The sequence below is a fragment of the Paraglaciecola sp. MB-3u-78 genome (assembly GCF_002835935.1).
Taxonomy (GTDB): Bacteria; Pseudomonadota; Gammaproteobacteria; order Enterobacterales; family Alteromonadaceae; genus Paraglaciecola.
Map to the genome: position 1 here is coordinate 733,002 of NZ_PJCF01000006.1, position 18,393 is coordinate 751,394.

The 18,393-nt window shown below is 41.8% G+C and carries 17 protein-coding genes and 1 pseudogene; 4 read left to right on the top strand and 14 right to left on the bottom strand.

The features are described 5' to 3' along the window. Window positions 1-9 precede the first annotated feature (9 nt). The 3 genes from CXF95_RS17695 to CXF95_RS17705 are packed head-to-tail and all read right to left on the bottom strand — an operon-like array spanning window position 10 to window position 3,396. Window positions 10-1,344, bottom strand: a complete 1,335-nt coding sequence (locus CXF95_RS17695; protein ID WP_101199902.1) for an N-acetylmuramoyl-L-alanine amidase — start codon at window positions 1,342-1,344, stop codon at window positions 10-12. 10 nt (window positions 1,345-1,354) lie between these two features. Further along, window positions 1,355-1,846, bottom strand: coding sequence for a tRNA (adenosine(37)-N6)-threonylcarbamoyltransferase complex ATPase subunit type 1 TsaE (tsaE, locus tag CXF95_RS17700; protein ID WP_101199903.1), 492 nt, complete (start codon window positions 1,844-1,846; stop codon window positions 1,355-1,357). Further along, window positions 1,843-3,396 (bottom strand): NAD(P)H-hydrate dehydratase, encoded by a 1,554-nt coding sequence (locus CXF95_RS17705; protein WP_101199904.1) that lies wholly within the window; start codon window positions 3,394-3,396, stop codon window positions 1,843-1,845. The genes tsaE and CXF95_RS17705 overlap by 4 nt, the downstream gene beginning before the upstream one ends. Here CXF95_RS17705 and queG point away from each other — a divergent pair. After that, complete coding sequence (gene queG, locus CXF95_RS17710) at window positions 3,390-4,535, top strand: tRNA epoxyqueuosine(34) reductase QueG (protein ID WP_101199905.1); 1,146 nt, start codon at window positions 3,390-3,392, stop codon at window positions 4,533-4,535. The genes CXF95_RS17705 and queG overlap by 7 nt on opposite strands. Window positions 4,536-4,563: 28 nt before the next feature. Here queG and CXF95_RS17715 read toward each other — a convergent pair whose 3' ends face one another. The 5 genes and pseudogenes from CXF95_RS17715 to CXF95_RS17735 all read right to left on the bottom strand — a co-directional run bounded on the left by CXF95_RS17715 (window position 4,564) and on the right by CXF95_RS17735 (window position 7,269). Continuing rightward, window positions 4,564-4,941, bottom strand: coding sequence for a hypothetical protein (locus CXF95_RS17715; protein WP_101199906.1), 378 nt, complete (start codon window positions 4,939-4,941; stop codon window positions 4,564-4,566). A gap of 69 nt (window positions 4,942-5,010) precedes the next feature. Then, window positions 5,011-5,724 carry a tRNA1(Val) (adenine(37)-N6)-methyltransferase gene (locus CXF95_RS17720; protein WP_232787904.1) on the bottom strand — a complete coding sequence of 238 codons (714 nt, stop codon included), beginning with the start codon at window positions 5,722-5,724 and terminating at the stop codon, window positions 5,011-5,013. 1 nt (window position 5,725) lies between these two features. After that, complete coding sequence (locus CXF95_RS17725) at window positions 5,726-6,349, bottom strand: NAD(P)H-binding protein (protein WP_101199907.1); 624 nt, start codon at window positions 6,347-6,349, stop codon at window positions 5,726-5,728. A gap of 93 nt (window positions 6,350-6,442) precedes the next feature. Next, window positions 6,443-6,669, bottom strand: a pseudogene (locus tag CXF95_RS17730) (PH domain-containing protein); the annotation flags it as partial. Between the two features lie 225 nt (window positions 6,670-6,894). Continuing rightward, window positions 6,895-7,269: a PH domain-containing protein gene (locus CXF95_RS17735; RefSeq protein ID WP_101199908.1), complete on the bottom strand. Its 375-nt coding sequence runs from the start codon at window positions 7,267-7,269 to the stop codon at window positions 6,895-6,897. Between the two features lie 115 nt (window positions 7,270-7,384). Between CXF95_RS17735 and CXF95_RS17740 the strand changes: the two genes are divergently transcribed. Further along, window positions 7,385-8,380, top strand: coding sequence for a serine/threonine dehydratase (locus CXF95_RS17740; RefSeq protein ID WP_101199909.1), 996 nt, complete (start codon window positions 7,385-7,387; stop codon window positions 8,378-8,380). 644 nt (window positions 8,381-9,024) lie between these two features. Continuing rightward, window positions 9,025-10,674, top strand: a complete 1,650-nt coding sequence (locus tag CXF95_RS17750) for an amidohydrolase (protein ID WP_101200111.1) — start codon at window positions 9,025-9,027, stop codon at window positions 10,672-10,674. Window positions 10,675-10,737: 63 nt separating this feature from the next. Here the strand turns inward: CXF95_RS17750 and CXF95_RS17755 are convergent, their stop codons facing one another. Then, complete coding sequence (locus CXF95_RS17755; RefSeq protein ID WP_101199910.1) at window positions 10,738-11,214, bottom strand: GNAT family N-acetyltransferase; 477 nt, start codon at window positions 11,212-11,214, stop codon at window positions 10,738-10,740. 17 nt (window positions 11,215-11,231) lie between these two features. Then, on the bottom strand, window positions 11,232-12,095 hold the full coding sequence (locus CXF95_RS17760) for an MBL fold metallo-hydrolase (RefSeq protein WP_101199911.1): 864 nt from the start codon (window positions 12,093-12,095) through the stop codon (window positions 11,232-11,234). Window positions 12,096-12,190: 95 nt separating this feature from the next. Between CXF95_RS17760 and CXF95_RS17765 the strand changes: the two genes are divergently transcribed. Continuing rightward, a complete protein-coding gene (locus CXF95_RS17765; protein WP_101199912.1) occupies window positions 12,191-13,918 on the top strand; it encodes a Na+/H+ antiporter NhaC family protein in 1,728 nt (575 codons plus the stop codon). A gap of 198 nt (window positions 13,919-14,116) precedes the next feature. On the opposite strand, the gene CXF95_RS17770 is transcribed toward CXF95_RS17765, so the two are convergent. The 4 genes from CXF95_RS17770 to CXF95_RS17785 form a co-directional block, all read right to left on the bottom strand. Continuing rightward, window positions 14,117-14,326, bottom strand: coding sequence for a DUF1653 domain-containing protein (locus tag CXF95_RS17770; RefSeq protein WP_101199913.1), 210 nt, complete (start codon window positions 14,324-14,326; stop codon window positions 14,117-14,119). A 25-nt stretch (window positions 14,327-14,351) separates the two neighbouring features. Next, on the bottom strand, window positions 14,352-15,527 hold the full coding sequence (locus CXF95_RS17775; RefSeq protein WP_369809319.1) for an MFS transporter: 1,176 nt from the start codon (window positions 15,525-15,527) through the stop codon (window positions 14,352-14,354). A gap of 73 nt (window positions 15,528-15,600) precedes the next feature. After that, the gene (gene dinB / locus CXF95_RS17780; RefSeq protein ID WP_101199915.1) at window positions 15,601-16,662 is read right to left on the bottom strand and encodes a DNA polymerase IV; all 1,062 of its coding nucleotides are present in this window, start codon (window positions 16,660-16,662) and stop codon (window positions 15,601-15,603) included. Window positions 16,663-16,737: 75 nt separating this feature from the next. Then, the gene (locus CXF95_RS17785) at window positions 16,738-17,694 is read right to left on the bottom strand and encodes an IS1595 family transposase (RefSeq protein ID WP_198556578.1); all 957 of its coding nucleotides are present in this window, start codon (window positions 17,692-17,694) and stop codon (window positions 16,738-16,740) included. Window positions 17,695-18,393 lie beyond the last annotated feature (699 nt).

Here is an 18,393-nt window from a genome sequence, read left to right on the forward strand (position 1 = left end):
ATGAATAAGTTAGGTGCTGGGGATCGTCAGAACTTGTCCGATACGCACCACATCAGTATTTAGATTATTGGCTTTTTTCAGAGTACTGATTTGTACATTATAACGTTGAGCCAGCAAAGATAATGATTCTCCGCTGCGCACTCTATGGGTGCGGTTTTGTTGCTTCCATTTAGCCCATAAAGAACCGTCCGGAGGTGAACCTTTAAAATGTTGTTTAAGCCCATTAAATACTGACTGCGCCATCTTTTGCCGATACTCAGACCAATTCAGATTTCTTTCTTCTTGAGGGTTAGATATAAATCCCATCTCTACCAAAATCGACGGGATATCTGGTGAGGTTAATACCGCAAAACTAGCTCCTTGGGGCGTCTTTTTATGTAATTTTGTTACTTTACCTAGGTGTTTGATCATGTCCCGACTCACGTCATAACTCGTGGTCAAAGAGTGGTCCATAGACATATCGAGAAACGTTTGAGCTAAATACCGTTCATTGGCTGTATCTTGTATAATCTCAGCTGCACCGCCCAATAATTCAGAGTGGCGTTCGGTTCTTTCTAGCCAGCGACCCAATTCAGTGTTCGCCCTTTTCATAGATAACACCCACACCGAGGCCCCTCTAGGCTGAGGTGTGGTAAACGCATCTGCGTGTATTGACACAAACATATCTGCTTTATGTTTTCTAGCAAGTTGGGGACGTTTATTCGGAGAAATATAGTAGTCGCCGGTGCGTGTCATCACCGCTTTCATGCCTTTTTCTTTGTTAATTAGAGACTCTAAGCGTTTTGCTATACCCAATGTGATATTTTTTTCATAACTACCGCTAGGGCCAATCGAGCCTGGATCTTCCCCACCGTGACCCGCATCTATGACAATCACTATGTCTCTGTCGGTTGTGGATGTTGAATTCAATACAATTTTTTGTGCTGCAGGGTCAGGGTCGTTGAGATCAATGACTAATCTATCGCCATAAGGTGCAGTAGGAGGCAAAGCAAAAATATTTTTTTCGAGTTTTTTATTTAACTCAATAACAACTCGCACTGATTGAGAATTTTTGGCCGTACTATAGCGGACTTTTTTCACCAGTTTGCTGTCATTAGCAACCTTTTCAAAATCGAAATTCTTGGGTGTATTTTCTATATCGATAACTAATCGTTGTGGGTTTTTTAATGTGAAGTAACTGTAGGTAGGTGTATCAGCTAAATCGAAAACTAACCGTGTGGTGTTTGGAGAGGGCCAAATACGCAGTCCTTCAATGGTATTTTTAGCAAAACTGAGTGTACTGAAGGCCATCAGTAAAAAACTGATTAATATTAGATTAAATTGTTTGGACCAAAACGTTTGCATTAATATTTTTCTAGTTTAATTGCTTAAGCAAATCCGAGCCTTTTGTAGACTTGGCCTGCATTGATAAGACCCGTCCTGCTTCCGTGAACCCAATACTAATGTGTAAATCCGCAGATGCCAAGAGGCCAGCGCCTTTGTCTGGCCATTCAATCAAACAAATACAATCAGAATCGAAATAATCACGAATACCCATAAATTCTAACTCTTCAGGATCAGACAAACGGTACAAATCAAAGTGAAACACACGCCAGTTAGCTATTTCATAGGGTTCAACCAAAGTATAAGTCGGGCTTTTGACATGACCAATATGCCCTAAACCTTGAATAAAACCTCGACTAAATGTGGTTTTACCCGCGCCTAAATCCCCTTCAAGATAAATCACCATACCCTGATGACAGTTCTGAGCAAGTTTTCTAGCTAAAGCAACGGTGGCAGCTTCATCTGCTAACTCGTAATGAGTTGGGGGTAAATAAGATGTGGGCGTAATCAAAGAAATGCTCATAATCCGTTAACAATGGCTCGTAAAGGCTGCAATAAATCTGAGGCAATCATACCACGTTGACCATACTGTGTGGCAACTCTGTCACCTGCTTCAGCATGAGCGCAGACCCCGTATACAGCCGCTTGTTGTGAAGTGAATCCTTGCGCCAAAAAAGCACCAATAACACCGGTTAGTAAATCACCCATGCCTGCCGTTGCCATACCAGGGTTACCCCCTTTGCAAACAAAGCATTGAGGCTCTTGGTGTGATCCATTCTGTTGTATAATAGTGCCTGCACCTTTTAGAACACAGGTTGCCTGATATCTTTGAGCAATGTTTTGACTAGCCAAATACCTATCGTTTTCAATTTTAGCAATGTTGCCATTTAATAATCGACTCGCTTCGCCAGGATGGGGTGTTAATACTAATGCGGGTAAGCATGCCAAAATATTCTGCATGTCTGAATCATCTGCCATGGCCGCTAACAAATTTAGGCCATCAGCATCAATCACTAATGGCTTCGGATGGTGTTTTAGGTATTCAAATAAACTAGAAAATTGCTGATGAGCCCAATCATCTTGGCCTAATCCAGGCCCTATCACTATGCAGTGACACCAATCTAACGCTGCCTCAAGGTTTTTGTGAGTCAACATTATCTCTGGACGACCTGCAGAGATACCCATGATACTTGACTCATGGCAATAGACTTTTACTAAACCTACGCCACACCGTAAAGCTGACTCGGCACTGAGTCGAATTGCCCCTGGCATACCTTGATTACCGCCTATACACAGTAATTTTCCAAAAGAGCCCTTATTGCCATGCACTGGCCTTGCTTGCAGTGGTTGCAACATAGGCCAGTCGACTAATTGTGCTTCACTGTGAGCAATGTCAAAAAATTCTGTGCCGATTTTTAAATCAGCAAAAGTGAGCTTGCCGCAAAAGTCTTTACCAATACCGCTCACTAATCCTGGCTTGGTTGCAACAAAAGTGACAGTCACATCAGCTTTGATACAAATCGGTAAGGCTTGCCCTGTGTTAGCATTCATCCCTGATGGTAAGTCAATGCTCAATACAGGAATATTTGTTCGATTTATTTGTTGAATCACGGCTTGAAAAGTGGGTTTAACTTCGCCTGTGACCCCTGTTCCCAACAATGCATCCACTAATACATCAAATTGTGAATAATTTTGTTCAGCAAATTTAAGTGTTTCACCCTCCAGCTTTTGCCATTCTAGTTGTGCTTGTTTTGCATCACCTACTAATTCTCTTTTTGGCTGTTCACAGATGACTACAACATTGATACCTTGCTGTTTGGCAAGTTTAGCCAATACATAACCATCTCCCGCATTATTACCGTTGCCAGCAACCACTATAATATTTTGTACATTTGGCCATTGTTGCTTTAATACTTTAAACGCAGCTTCGCCTGCTCGTTGCATTAATTCAAACATAGTACATCCAGCTATCTGGGCTGCCTTGGGTTCTATCGTTCTGACTTGTTCTGAACTCACAATTTTATGTGCTAGAATCTCAACCGCTTGCTCGGTTAACAGGTTTGTCAATGTCATCTCTAAACACTTCTGAATTATTGTCTTTAGCTGAAAATATCAAGGCTTGGGGTAAAGTGCTAGGTTTTCAGCAAGTGGGTATTTGTGATGTTGACCTAGAACAGCATGAATCCCACCTGCAATCATGGCTGGAAAAAGGCTATGCCGGTGAAATGCATTACATGGCAGAGCATGGTATGAAAAGGGCTCGACCCGCTGAATTGCTGCCCGGTACGATGCGAGTTATCAGTGTCAGAATGGATTATCTGCCCCCTGATGCGAAATTTGCCCACACCTTAAAAAATAAACAACAAGCTTACATTAGTCGTTATGCTTTGGGACGCGACTATCACAAGTTGTTACGTGCTCGTTTGAAAAAGCTTGGCGATAAAATCAAAACTGAATGTGAAGATTTAAATTTCCGACCTTTTGTTGATTCAGCTCCAGTACTCGAACACGCCATTGCCGAAAAAGCCGGTATTGGTTGGACAGGTAAGCATTCACTTACTATCAATAAAGAAGCTGGTTCTTGGTTCTTTTTAGGCGAGTTGTTTGTGGATATTCCTTTGCCTGTGGATAAGGCGGTGGAAGACAACTGCGGTAATTGCACCGCTTGCATAACCATCTGCCCCACCCAAGCTATAGTAGAACCTTATGTGGTGGACGCAAGACGCTGTATTTCATACCTGACCATAGAACAAAAAGGGGCTATTCCCGAGCAATACCGTAGCTTAATTGGTAACCGCGTCTATGGCTGTGATGACTGTCAACTTATTTGCCCGTGGAACCGTTACGCCCATATTACAGATGAAGCCGATTTCCACCCTAGGCAAAAACTAATGAGCCAAGAACTTATCGACTTGTTTGCTTGGGATGAACCCACCTTTCTGAAAAATACCGAAGGTTCAGCGATCCGGCGTATTGGTTTTGAGCGTTGGCAACGTAATTTAGCAGTGGGCTTAGGTAATGCGCCTTATTCGACTCAGATTGTTAGCACGTTGCAAGGCGCCTTGGATCACGCAACAGATTTAGTCAAAGAACATATTCAATGGGCCTTGGCACAACACCAGCACAGAGCAACGCAGGATGAAAAATCCGATAACCGCTTAACTCAAAGGTTAGTTCGTAGCATCGAAAAAGGGTTGGTTCGGGATGCGTAATCAAGGATGAATGCACTCTCACTTACCTCTAAACGTAATCTTTAACAATTCTACACACCGCCCCATGAGATGAAGAAAGTTGCATATTTGACTCAATATGATCAGCAGGGTAACCATACAGGCCGAAACGGTTGCCACGGCTATGGCTGATGATCAGTGCAAAATTGGGGTGAAAATCAATGTTTCCTCGAAAAGGATCTAAAACAGGTATCTTGTATCGCGCCAAATGCAAAAGGCCGATTTTTCTGCCGTTTCGAAATACAACGTTATCAAATATTGGTTTTTCGATAATAGCATAAACAGCAAATTTGGGGATCTGGACTGGCACACCCTGCCAGACCATTTCGACTATTTGCAGCTTCTCAGCCAGTGATGATATTGACTTGGGTAATTCAAATGTTTTCATCATTTCTCCTGAGATTAGTAACTACTCATCAAAAGATAGTGGATAAGTACAAGATAAGTACAAAAATCGTCAAAAACTTAAGTAATAATCTTTGCAAAGAGCAATATATTCTTTGGAATAGTGGCCTAGTTGATTGTAAATTGTTAGTTTTTCAGAGATTTTAGTTTGTTTTGTACGACTAAATTCTAATAAAAGTCGCGTCACATGTGTTTGGGGTTTTGGCTGTACTAGAAGCTCCCGCATACAATATAGCCCCGCTGTTTCAGCATCCACTATGAAGACCTTAGCTACATCCGCTGGCAAGACACAACAAAATTTGCCGCTAGCAGATAAGTGTTGTGTGACTTCTTGCAAAAGTGTTGGATGATCTAACTCAATCGTTTGCCGAGCATTGAGTCGATTTTTTGCCGAGTGAGCTTTGTTTGCGCTGACATTAATTGAAAAATAAGGAGGATTGCTGACAATTAAGTCATAAAGGGTACCAATAGGAAATTGTTGTAGGCTTGTATGCTGAAAAGTCAGCTGCAGTGCCCAGGGGCAATTCTTCTCATTGTCTTTAGCTTGTGCAATCGCGGCAAAGTCGATATCTATCCCGTCTATCAAACAAGTAGGTTGCGCTTTTTGAGCCAACATAATGGCTAACAATCCACTACCCGTGCCAATATCTAAAATACGCTGGGCGTTATTAGTTTGCACCCAACTGCCTAACAAAATACTGTCGGTACCCACTTTCATAGCGCAAGCATCGTGTTCGATAGTGAATTTTTTAAACGTAAATCCCACTTTAGAATACCTGTAGGCGGATCATCTGAGCCGCCACATCAGCAGCCTGGACAGGTTTGTATTTGCTTAAACTACCTATCAACAGCGGAGACAAAAATGGACCTAATATACCGGCAAATTTTTCGGCAGGCCTCATATCTTCTCGCTCACCTAATAACAATGAGGGTCTGACCGCAGCAGCATTATGCAAACCCGACATACCCAAAATGGCATTTTCTAATTCACCTTTTACCCGTAAGTAAAAATTGTGACTTTTAGCGTTAGCACCCACTGAGGAAATCCAAACAAAGCTAACGGCACGTTGTGCTCTGGCGAGTTGCGCTGCGACATGTACATATTCAAAGTCTACTTTTCGAAATGCACTCTTGCTTCCGGATTTTTTGATTGTGGTGCCTAAACACACGTAAATATGCTGACAACCGAAGTAACCTTGGTAATCCTCTAAGTTTTCAAAATCGACAACTATAGGCTCTACCTTATCGGTATTTCCGGCAAAAAAATCTTTTGATAATGGTTTACGAACCAAACACGTGACGGTTTGATATCGGTGGTCTCTGCAGAGCTGCTCGACCAATGTTTTACCAACTAAACCTGTGGCACCTAAAACTAAAGCCGCTTTTAACATCTGTTACCTGCAATTTTACCTGTAGGTAAGAAATCCCTACAATGCGGTTAAAGGGACATGCCCTTAAAATAATAATGCATCTTATCCTAATTACTAAAGGAGAGAGCAAAGTAGATAGTAGTAAAAGCTAAAAAGAATTTGAATGTCAAAAACGGTATCTTTTTTCAGTTCTTTTCTATTGGATTGTTTTGCCCAGATACCCAAATTTTTAGTTTTGCATCTAAATCGAAATGCCCAGCGGTTTCGATTTTAAATTGGGTGATGGCGCGGTAGGGAATCGAATGATAATCGACTTTTCGGCCCGTCATACCTTGTTTATTACTTCCCCTTGGAATTTCATAGTCTTAAATAAACTGATCCCCATCGTAATAAAGAGGATTAGCACAAACGCTCCAACGATAATTTTTAACCATGTAGAGCCTGGGGATATACTTTCAATTAGGGTATCGCTTAAGTTTATAGCTGAAGTAATTCAGAAAGGTGCTTAGAGGATGCATCTAAAATATGGACTTTGCCGATAAGAAACTGATAACAAGCTATTGCCCTTAAGCAAACATATGAGTAGCCAACGTTTTTTGAATCCCTACAACGGTATCTTTCTTGAGTTCTTTTTCAATGGGATTGTCTTGCCCAGATATCCAGATTTTGAGTTCTGCGTCTAAATCAAAGTGTCCGGCCGTTTCGATTTTAAATTGGGTAATGGCGCGGTAGGGGATAGAATGATAGTCGACCTTACGGCCAGTCATACCTTGTTTATCAATCAGGATAAGACGTTTATTAGTGAATACATACATATCTCGTACAACTTTAAAAACCCGTTGTATGCTCTCTGTATCACCGATAATGGGTGCTAATTCTTCTACCACTTCACTGATATCAATTTCAGACGCGTTGCCAAGTAATGCATCGAGTAATCCCATTTTTTGTTCCTTCAAATATTTAGTGAGTGATCAGCATAATTGTTGATGCGAAAATAGCAACTACAGGCTACCATCCCAAATCTTTAGGTGCCCTGATGAAGGTGATTATAAATTTATGTCTAGTGTGACTTTTGCCGATGTGCAAACTGCCGAAAAACGTATCAGTCCTTTTATCAATAAAACGCCAGTGCTTGAGTCTCAGTTATTAAATAGCTGGCTAGGGCACAAGTTGTTTTTTAAAGCAGAGTGTTTTCAGAAAACAGGGGCCTTTAAATTGCGTGGCGCACTGAATATGATGTTAAAAGCCAAAGAGGAAGGGCGACTTGGTAATCAAGTGGTTGCCAGTAGTTCGGGTAATCACGCACAAGCCGTGGCTTATGCCGCTAAAATATTGGGTGTTAAAGCCACAATTTATAGTGCACAGAACTTATCTAAAGTAAAAGCAGCGGCAACCAAGTATTACGGCGCGTCACTTGACTTAAGTGCGACACGCAAAGAAGCGGATGAAAAGGTCGCCGAGGCGGCGAGTAAATCAGGCGTATTATGGATGCCCCCCTTCAATCATAACGATATTATAGCCGGCCAAGGTACCGCTGCACTTGAGGCCATTGGGCAAACGGGTGAAGTGAATAGTGTGTTCGCACCAGTGGGCGGTGGTGGATTGGTGTCGGGTTCTTTGTTAAGCACCAGAGCTTTGCTGCCTAAGGCAAGTGTTATAGGCGCGGAACCCTTGGTGGCAAATGATGCAGCAGAATCTCTGCGTACGGGTGTTATTCAATCTTTAACAGAGCAGCCTAATACGTTGGCAGATGGTGCGGCAACACTGCAAGTGGGTGAAAAGACCTTTCCACATTTGCAGGCCTTAGATGGTTTTTATGAGGTAGATGAAACCACCATTGCATATTGGACTCAATGGCTTCAACACTTACTTAAAATACATGTTGAGCCTACTTGTGCAATGAGTATGGGAGCAGTGGTTGCGTGGCTTAAATCACAGACAAGTGAGCAAAAGGTATTAGTGATGTTATCTGGTGGCAATATTGATCAACAAAAAATGCGCCAAATATGGCAAGACGATCACTTACAACAAATTCCTAGTTTGTTGATTTAAAAACTAAAAGCTGCGATAACTCATTTATTATCGTCATCTGTGTCATCATTCTTATGAAAAAAATTTGGGAGTAAACAATACATTGCGGATCTATTCAGCAAGCATAATATTAAGTCTATTGGCGTTAATACCCCACACAAGTTTTGCTCAAGAAAGGGTCTTTACTCAAGCCAACTGCACTATTGTGTATTCTTTAGAACGCTCAGCTTATAAGTATTTTAATAGCGAAATTGACCAGTTAAGAGTGTAATTAAATAAGAAAAACATCCATTTTATTGACTTAAACAACTGGGGTAAAAAGCCAGCGCATATAGAATTTAGTGGTAGATTACGCAATCAATTGCGCCAGCATACGATCTTAAAAGTGGTATAAACCAAGCGGTTCTAGTGAATGATCAAGGGGAATTGTTAAGCCGATACAGTGGTTCGGTCACCTTGGTTAACGCTCTATTAGATTGTCACTAGATACTGTTTATTAAAAAACTATAAGCTTTTTGATACAAAGTGTAAGGCGATTGCCACAAAATTTCTTTTTCACATCCAAACTGTGACGCAGCACATTTAGAAACACTCATCAATATACAAGTATTGCATCAACTAAAAATCTAGGGCAAATTAAGTAAAACTTTTAGATGAGATCACTTGTGAAAATAATATTTATTGCCTGTTTGTTGTTTATCAGTTCTACGGTACTTGCTGCACCTAGCCATATTGGTAATGTAAAAGGGTACACTCTCAATAATGCTGGGGAGCTTATTCGCTTTTCAAACATAGTGTTTGATGGAGGAAAAGTGGTGGCAATTGGTGCTCAAGAGCTTCGCCAAAGCTATCCCAATGCAACCTTCATCGATGGTCAAAATAAGGTGTTGTTACCAGGACTCATCGACGCCCATGGACATGTGATGGGACTAGGTGAAACATTATTACAAGTCGATTTGCGAGAGAGTCAATCCGCTTTAGATGCTGCAAAAATGGTACAAGCTTATGCCAACAGCCAGCAAGGTTTAGCGTGGATAACTGGACGTGGTTGGAATCAAGTACTTTGGCCAGGCAAAGCGTATCCCACTGCTAATTTGTTAGATGAATATGTCAATGATAAACCTGTGATGTTGTCGCGAGTGGATGGTCATGCGAGCTGGGTTAATAGTAAAGCCCTAGAAATCGCCGGTATTACCAGAGATACACTGGACCCGCCGGGGGGCAAAATTGTACGAGATAAAAAAGGCAATCCTACAGGGATATTAATTGATAACGCTGAAAGTTTACTCCTCAAGTACCTACCTAAAACTTCTGAAGCCATTTTAACTGCCCAGTTGAACGCCGCAGGCAAACATCTTCTTTCTGAAGGTATCACTAGTGTCCATGACGCAGGTATTGATGTCGCGGTCTACGACTACTACCAAAAACGTGTAGCAGAACACTCATTACCTATGCGAATTTATCCCATGATTGCGGCTACCTCCGCCCAGTTAAATCAATTATTAGAAAAAGGACATGTGCAAGACCAGAACGATTGGTTATCAGTCAGGAGTGTTAAACTATATGGTGATGGAGCATTAGGCAGTAGAGGTGCAGCCTTGTTGCAGCCATATTCTGACGATCCAGATAACAGCGGTTTGTTGGTTACCCGGGAACAAGATTTGAAACCGTTATTTGATTTGGTATTAGGCAATGGCTTTCAACTCAACTTTCATGCGATTGGTGATAAAGCCAATCGCTTAGCCCTAGATCAGTTTGCTGATAGCTTTAAACGGATTGGAGGCAAATCACTACGTAACCGTGTTGAACATGCTCAAGTCATAAATGTGGACGATATTCCTCGATTTAAAACGCTCAATATTATTCCTGCCATGCAACCCACACACGCTACCAGTGATATGAATATGGCTGAAGACAGGGTAGGGGCCGACAGACTTAAAGGGGCTTACGCATGGCAAGCCTTCTTGAAACAGGGATCCCCGGTGGCTTTTGGTTCTGATTTCCCAGTAGAACTCTCCAACCCATTTTTTGGTTTACACGCCGCAGTCACCAGACAAGATCGCAATAATTCGCCAAACAAAGGTTGGATACCAAGCGAAGCGGTGACAGTCAAACAAGCCTTCCGTGGCTTTACTTTAGATGCGGCTTATGCCGCTCACCAAGAAAATATTTTAGGTGGTTTAACCGAAGGGAAATGGGCCGACTTCATTTTGGTGGATCAGGATATCTTTAGCATACCGGCTCAGAACATTTGGAAAACTCAAGTGCTTGAAACATGGATCGCGGGTGAGAAGCGTTTTACAAAAACACCTTAGTGTAAATGTAGTACCAAGAACCAAGTACCAAGTACTAAGAACTAAGAACTCAGAAAATTATGGCTAGAGGATATTAGCCTTTCTCATATACGCACAATTTTGCATATTTCCTTGGAAGGGCTGTTCGGGATAATCCGTTTCAATAAAGCCCAGTGATTGATAACACTGGTAGGCCACAATATTATCTCTGAACACAAATAAGGAGGCTCCTTTGGCGGGTTGTGCCAAAAAAGCTTGCTCAAGTATGATGGTGATTAATATTTTGGCCAATCCTTGACCGCGGTGTTTAGGATTAACGGCCAGTCGACCAAGATGATGATGGTCTAAACGCCTATAGTATTGACCAAATGCGACAAGTTGTTGCTTACCGTTTAGCAAACCAAATGACTTGAGATGATCGGCTGTTAGACATTTAAGAACGTTTTCGTTAGACATGGGGTAGGTCATATTTGGCCCTCCCCATGTATGGATTTCATGATGATTGCTAAACCAATCTTTTACCTGTAAATACTGTTGTTCTGTCGGGTCCGTGAGTGTCATTGGTTTAATCTTTCTGGTTACTGTCCAGTATACAAAGTGGTGATCCACTTTTCTTCAGTGATAAAATTCCATGACCAGGCTGTGTATTTCTCACCTAGACCTTGCTTCACTGCATCTTCAACACTTATGCCTTTGGCTTTCATGCTTTTTACCTTGGCAGCAGTATCAACAAGCATATCCAAGGCTTTTTGATAATCGGCTTTAGTGGCCAATTTACCGTGCCCTGGGATAATTTTGGTGTCGTCTTTCAGCATACCAATCAGTGTAGTCACATTCTTAATATAACCTGCAACCGTGCCACCACCATCCAAATCAATGTACGGAAAACGCCCTTCAAAGAATAAATCTCCTGGGTGTAAAACATTGGCTTCTTCAAACCATACTACGCTATCACTGTCAGTGTGACCTGCTGGTAAGTACATTACTTTGATGGTGTCGCCATTAAAATGAAACGTGATCCCTTGTTGAAAAGTAACCACAGGTAACTCGGCGTGTGTATGTTCTTCTTTATCGGCTAAACGTTTACGCACATTGTCATGTGCAAAAATGGTACTACCTTTAATTTCTTTAAAGTAAGCATTAGAACCAGTGTGATCACCGTGGTAGTGAGTGTTCACAACATATTTAATCTGTGAATTTGAAATATCACCAATGGCCGTCGCTATTTTTTCGGCTAGTGGCGCATATTGGTCATCAATGATTAAGATACCTTCAGGGCCAGCTGATACACCAATATTGCCACCCATACCCTCTAACATATGTACTGATCCACTCACAGCTTGGCTGGTGACTTCGACTTTATCCCACCTGTCTTGTGCAAAACTCGAACTGGTTGAAAAAATAGCTGTAATGGCAGTCACTAAAAAAAATTTTGAGCGCATAAATGTTGTCCCTTGATTAAAATTAAGTAAATCCTAGACGTTTGCTGCAACTGACGACAAACTATGAAATATACAAGACTGTTAAGATACCCTGCATGTTTCAATTTACAAAACGTATTAGTTTTATTTTCTTTGTGCTCAGTCTGGTAACTGCGTTGTACATTAACTTCAAAGTCAGCCCGACTTGGGTTGAAACTCAATTGCAATATCAAACCTATAGCAATGAATTGGGACAATTGGCTTACCGCACGAGCGGCCAAGAGAACTTGATAAATAACCCTGTGCCTTATAACGAGTCACCTTTAAGACAATCAATTCTGAATAACCAACAAAGTAAACCCGCCCTCTCACAGCAATGGGTGTATAAAAATAACAGGGATAAGGTGGTCTTACTCAAAGCCGACTTTCATTTTGGTATTTGGTCCTTATTGCCGGCTTTAGTCGCCGTAGTCTTGTGCTTAATGACTCGTGAGCCCTTGGTTGCGCTATTTAGCGGGATCGTAATTGGCGCGGTGATGTTAGGACGATTTGATATCACGCATGAAGTCTTTATTCCGAATATTGGCACATCAAGTGCAGCATCCATTTTGATTTTATATTTATGGCTGCTCGGAGGGTTAATGGGCATGTGGGCAAAAACAGGTGCAGCAAAGGCCTTTGCCGACCATATGAGTCAACATTATGTAAAAGGACCTCGTTCAGCCAAGGTTGTCACTTGGTTTTTAGGCTTAGTGTTTTTTCAAGGGGGGACTATGAGTACGGTATTGGTAGGCACAACGGTTAAACCCATCGCAGACAAGGCTGGGGTCAGTCACGAAGAACTCAGTTATGTGGTCGATTCTACTGCGTCTCCTATTGCGTCAATCATTGCATTTAATGCGTGGCCTGCCTATATACAAGCCTTTTTGTTTATTCCCGGTGTCGGATTTTTGGCCACAGAAAGTGACAGAATAGCGTTCTTTTTTGCCAGTATTCCTTTTAGTTTCTACGCAATACTTGCTGTTTTGGGGACGTTGTTATTAAGCCTCAATATCACGACCTTTAGTGGTTCACCCCTGAAAAAAGCAATCAAACGTGTGACCGAAACAGGTGAATTAGACGCACCTGACGCTTCTCCTATTAGTGCTAAAGAATTACATGAAAGCCAGGTTCCTGAGGGATATACAGCCCATCGGATAGAGTTTATCTTGCCTTTAGTGAGCTTGATTATTATCGCTATCGGTTCTTTTTTTGTGACGGGATCACCACAAATTCACTGGGCGTTTTCAGGAGCATTGTTTCTATCTATTTTTATAGCGTTGGCAAAAGGCATGTCACTCAAACATGTATTGGATGGTTTTGGTAATGGTTTAAAAGGTGTGGTGGTAGCATCGGTCATATTAATGTTTGCTTTAACTATAGGTGTACTTAGTAAGCAGTTGGGCGGTGGCATTTATTTGGTTGAATCTTTAGGCGAACATATTCCTTTTTGGGCTTTGCCGGTGATATTACAAATTATGACCATGCTTATCGCTTTTTCAACCGGTACCAGCTGGGGCACTTACGCCATTGCTTTCCCCTTAGGTTTGCCTTTGGCTTGGACTATTGCTCAAAGCCAAGGTTTAGACAACCCGGAACTGTTTATGATGGTGTGTTTCGCTACTATTTTGAATGGTAGCGTATATGGTGACCAATGTTCACCTATCTCAGACACCACTATTTTGAGTTCTATGACCACAGGCTGCGACTTAATGGATCACGTGAAATCGCAGATAGTGCCTGCATCTTACGCGGCCTTGTTAGCTGCGGTATTGTGGACCACTACAGTTTTGTTTTTTGCATAGTATGATTTTAATTGTAGCTTGCTGGTCAAAAGTCACAGTACCTTTGTGCTTATGATGCGAAAGGTCACTTTGCAAAGGGGATGATGGGATAAAGTATTATGGGCTAAAGATAAGTGCGAAACAGTTTAAAGATAAAATGAGAGCTCAGATAGTTATCCTTTTTAAATAATATCCTGTTCCACTAGTTAACCTAATTTATCATCCAATATACTTAAACCTGGGTATTGTTTCGCCATTAACTTTTACAGTTTCGATGAACATACTCAAGGGTCGCACCCATAGAGCTCTTTCACCGTATAGAGGCCGATAAACCACCAATTCAGTTTCATCCTCTGAATGTTTAGCTACACCAATTACTTCGTATTCATTTCCTTTGTAATGACGGTAACGCCCAATTTCTAATGCCATATTTGTTCCTCGTTGTTAAGGGTTTCTATTGTTGAGCTACAGACTTTTTTTGCCTGATCTGCTGCCATGTAATGACGATCAATTGAAGCCCTATGATAACAAAGCTAGCAAGCAATAAACCGCGCCAATTAATGAGGTTGAGAAATACGCCTGCACTTAACGCTGCTGTCGCTTGACAACCAAACACCAAAAATTCATTGAGACCTTGGACTTTAAATCTTTCGGTAGGCTGATAACTTTGTGCCAGTAAAACCGTGCCCCCAACAAACAAAAAATTCCAGCCAATGCCTAATAACACCAAAGCGCTCCAATAATTCAACCACTCGCTGCCAGTTAGTGCGATCAAAATAGTGGCTACATAGGCAGATAACCCCAAGTAGATTATTTTCGACGTGCCTAATTTACTGATCAACCAACCACTGAATAAGGATGGGAAAAACATCGCGAAAATATGGCTTTGGATCACCCACTTTGTATCCTGCAAAGAATAAGCTTCATGGACGTGCATGTGCACAGGTGTGGCTGTCATAATAAAGCTCATCAAGGCATAGCCTATCACTGAGGCAGAAACAGCAAGTATAAAGATTGGTTGCCGTGCTATTACATTTAATTCTCGTCCAGTATCCACAGATTTTGCTGTGACAACATGAGTATTCTCAATTTGAGTAAACAGTAAGCTGCATAGTAACAGTAAGGCCGCTGTTAAATAAAATCCGCCAACAAAGGCTTGATCTGTAACCAGTTGACCAAAAGTCACTAACTCTGGACCTAGGATAGCCGCAACTAACCCACCCAATAACACAGTCGAAGCTGCCATAGGTATCAACTCAACAGCGACTGATTCCATAGCCGCAAAACGAATTTGCTGAATTGCAGACATCATTATACCCAATAAAAACGCAGAGATAACCAATCCCCAAAAACTGTTGTCGGCGATACTCGCAGCGGCTAATAGCGTCACCAGGGCACCCAAAATGGTCGCTGTAATAAATACTGGCTTTCTACCAAAGTGTTGCATCAAACGTGTAATAGGCACCACACCACAAGCGGTACCTACAATGCTCATGGCAAGTGGCAAGGTTGACCATTTAGGATCAGGGGTAAGCTGAGCACCCAACACACCACCCGCTAATACCAGCATAGTGCCTGCGCTCATCGCTAGGGCTTGAATGAGAGTTAATAGCCAGACATTTGAGGGCATTCTTGGCACTAATACGCTTCCTTGTTAACTTGAGGCAGAAATATCTGTGTGTAGTGTACCGATTTTGAGGATTTTAATCTGCTGTATGTGAAAACGAAAACGTTAATTGTTTACTGTCATCAGTTTCTGCTAAGGCAACATGTAATCCCACCAATCTGATGCCCCTATTGGCTTGACGTGAAAGTCCTTCAGTTAACAATGTAACAAAGTATTCTTTGTTTAATAGTTGGGATCTATGATCAACAGTGGTTTGTTGAAAATCGCTGAATTTTAATTTTATGCCCTGACTTTGAATTTTAGCTTCTGATTGGGCTAAACGTTTTTCCAATAACGGAAATAGATTGTCGATCATTTTTATACAGTCTTCTTCTGTACGAATGTCTTCGGCCAAGGTTCGTTCTACTCCGACAGATTTGCGCTGTCTTGCAAGACTTAGGTTTCGATCATCTAGGCCGTGGCTCCTATCCCAAATAACAGAACCAAATTTCCCAAAACGTTTGATTAAGTCTTCAAAGGGAAACTGACGTACGTCAGCACAGCTATACAGCCCAATACTGTGTAACTTAGCTAAGGTGACCTTACCCACGCCGGGGATCTTACCTAAGGGCAATCTAATCACAAAATCGTCTAATTTTTCAGGAGTGACCACACAAATACCATTGGGTTTATTTTCATCACTGGCGATTTTGGCTACAAACTTACATGGCGCCACGCCAGCTGAGGCAGTGAGTTGGGTCTCTTCAAAAATAACTCTTCTGATGTCTTCAGCGATTAATGTGGCACTGCCTGAGAATAAGTCGCAATCAGATACATCTAAATAGGCTTCGTCTAATGACAGCGGTTCTATTTTGTCGGTGTATCTGCTGAATATTTCACGTATTTGTTGGGATATTTCACTGTATAAGGCCATTCTGCCGGGTGCCAGCACTAACTCAGGGCAGAGCTTTAAGGCGTGAGCTGTGGCCATAGCTGAGCGCACCCCAAACTTTCTTGCTTGGTAGTTACAGGTAGATATCACGCCACGCCTGTCAGAACTGCCACCTATGGCTAGTGGCACATTTCGATATTCTGGATTGTCGCGCATTTCAACGGCTGCGTAATAACAGTCCATATCAATGTGAATAATTTTGCGCAAAGAATAAACCTGACAAAATAACTGTATATAAAGAAGGGGTATCCTGTTAGCTCCACTACCCACTACATGTTGTGTTTAGCGCTTTTTGATATTTTCATAACTAACGGGCGGTGTAACCACCGCTTGTTCAAGCAATCTATAAAATAGTAAACCACGTGAATTAGATGCTCGACGATTAAAACGAAAGGCATATTCGTCGAGATAACTATCTAAATGTTCATGCCCTACTGAGCCTTGATGAGTTCCTAATATCCATCTTTTCAATAGTGAAGCGACTCTATGCACACCGACTAGCGTCTCATGAGCAGGCTCTTTAGACCCAAGTTGAACCAACTTATTACGCTCATAACCAAGCTCATAAATTCTATGATAGGCACTTGAACCATCTGTTTGGACGACTGAACCGGGCTCTATCGTTTCTTGTATAAACGAATGCAATTGAACTTGCGTTGCCGCTTCAATACGTTTTAACCTTATTCTGCCAAATCCCTTGGGCTTTTTAATTTCAACCGCTATCGCCACAATTGATTTCTTACTTTGGGCACAAGGAGCACGGGTTTTGGCTTTATCAGCGCCACCCACGTAGGTTTCATCTACTTCGACAATACCTGATAATTTTCCGCGACTGGGGTTGACCATCGCCCGCCGGTAACGATGTAACATTGTCCATGCAGTTTGATAACTACCTAACCCAAGTAACCTTTGCAGACCTAACGCACTCACTCCGTGCTTTTCATTAGTGATATACCAAGCTGCGGCAAACCAATTAGTTAAGGGAGTTCGGCTTTTTTCAAATAGTGTTCCTGCTGTCACCGTGCCTTGATATCGACATATAGAACACATCATTCGACCGCGAGTTAAGTGATAAGGTTTGGATAATTTGAGACAACGTGGGCATACAAAACCAGAGGGCCAACGTAAGTGCTCCAGAAACTGAAGGCATGCATTATCATCCGGAAACCATTGTAAAAACTGAGTCCAATTTCCGGGATAATCTCTACCTGATTTTAGTGAATTTGATGAAATAGCCACCACTACATATTGACATAGGTGGAGCTAAGTGGATACCCCTTATATAAAGTCAGTATTCTGCCGGAATATAATACCAATTACCATAAGTAATTGCCCACTCAGAAAGCACCAGCCGGTTTTGGAAAAGTCGTCGCTCCTAAGGAAAGGTGTTGTTTTTTCAAGTAGCGAGAACGCAGCACAAAATCGGCTGGTGCTTTCCCAAAAGGTCCGTAACGGATGTTAGAGGTTAAAACTGCTTATACCATTTAGTAATGATTTGTGATCTAATGCATTGATGAATTAGTCACTATTATTATTCACTTGAAACTTGATACATCATAGCCCCATTTTAGCACACCTCGTCCTCGACTCAGAGCAATGGTTGACCCTCACCACAGAGTTCGAACAGCACTTTCATACAGCAGTAGGCAGTGAACATATGCTGCAACAATTCAAACATCACAAAGATCATCAACGTATACGAGAGATGGCAAAGACTAGAGTCTTACTTCAACACGTCTGAACAGTTCAGCCTTACACACATTCAAAGCTACCTTCACAATCTGTGCTCAATGGCGTTGCCTGAAATTTGAGCCGGAGGAATGATTTAGTTGCTTTCAACACGCCACATCCTCCAAAAGCTCAGATTTCGAAATTTAAAACCAAGGAATCAGAACATACCCATCACTTTATGCTTGTTGATTAGGCTGCGATTGGGTA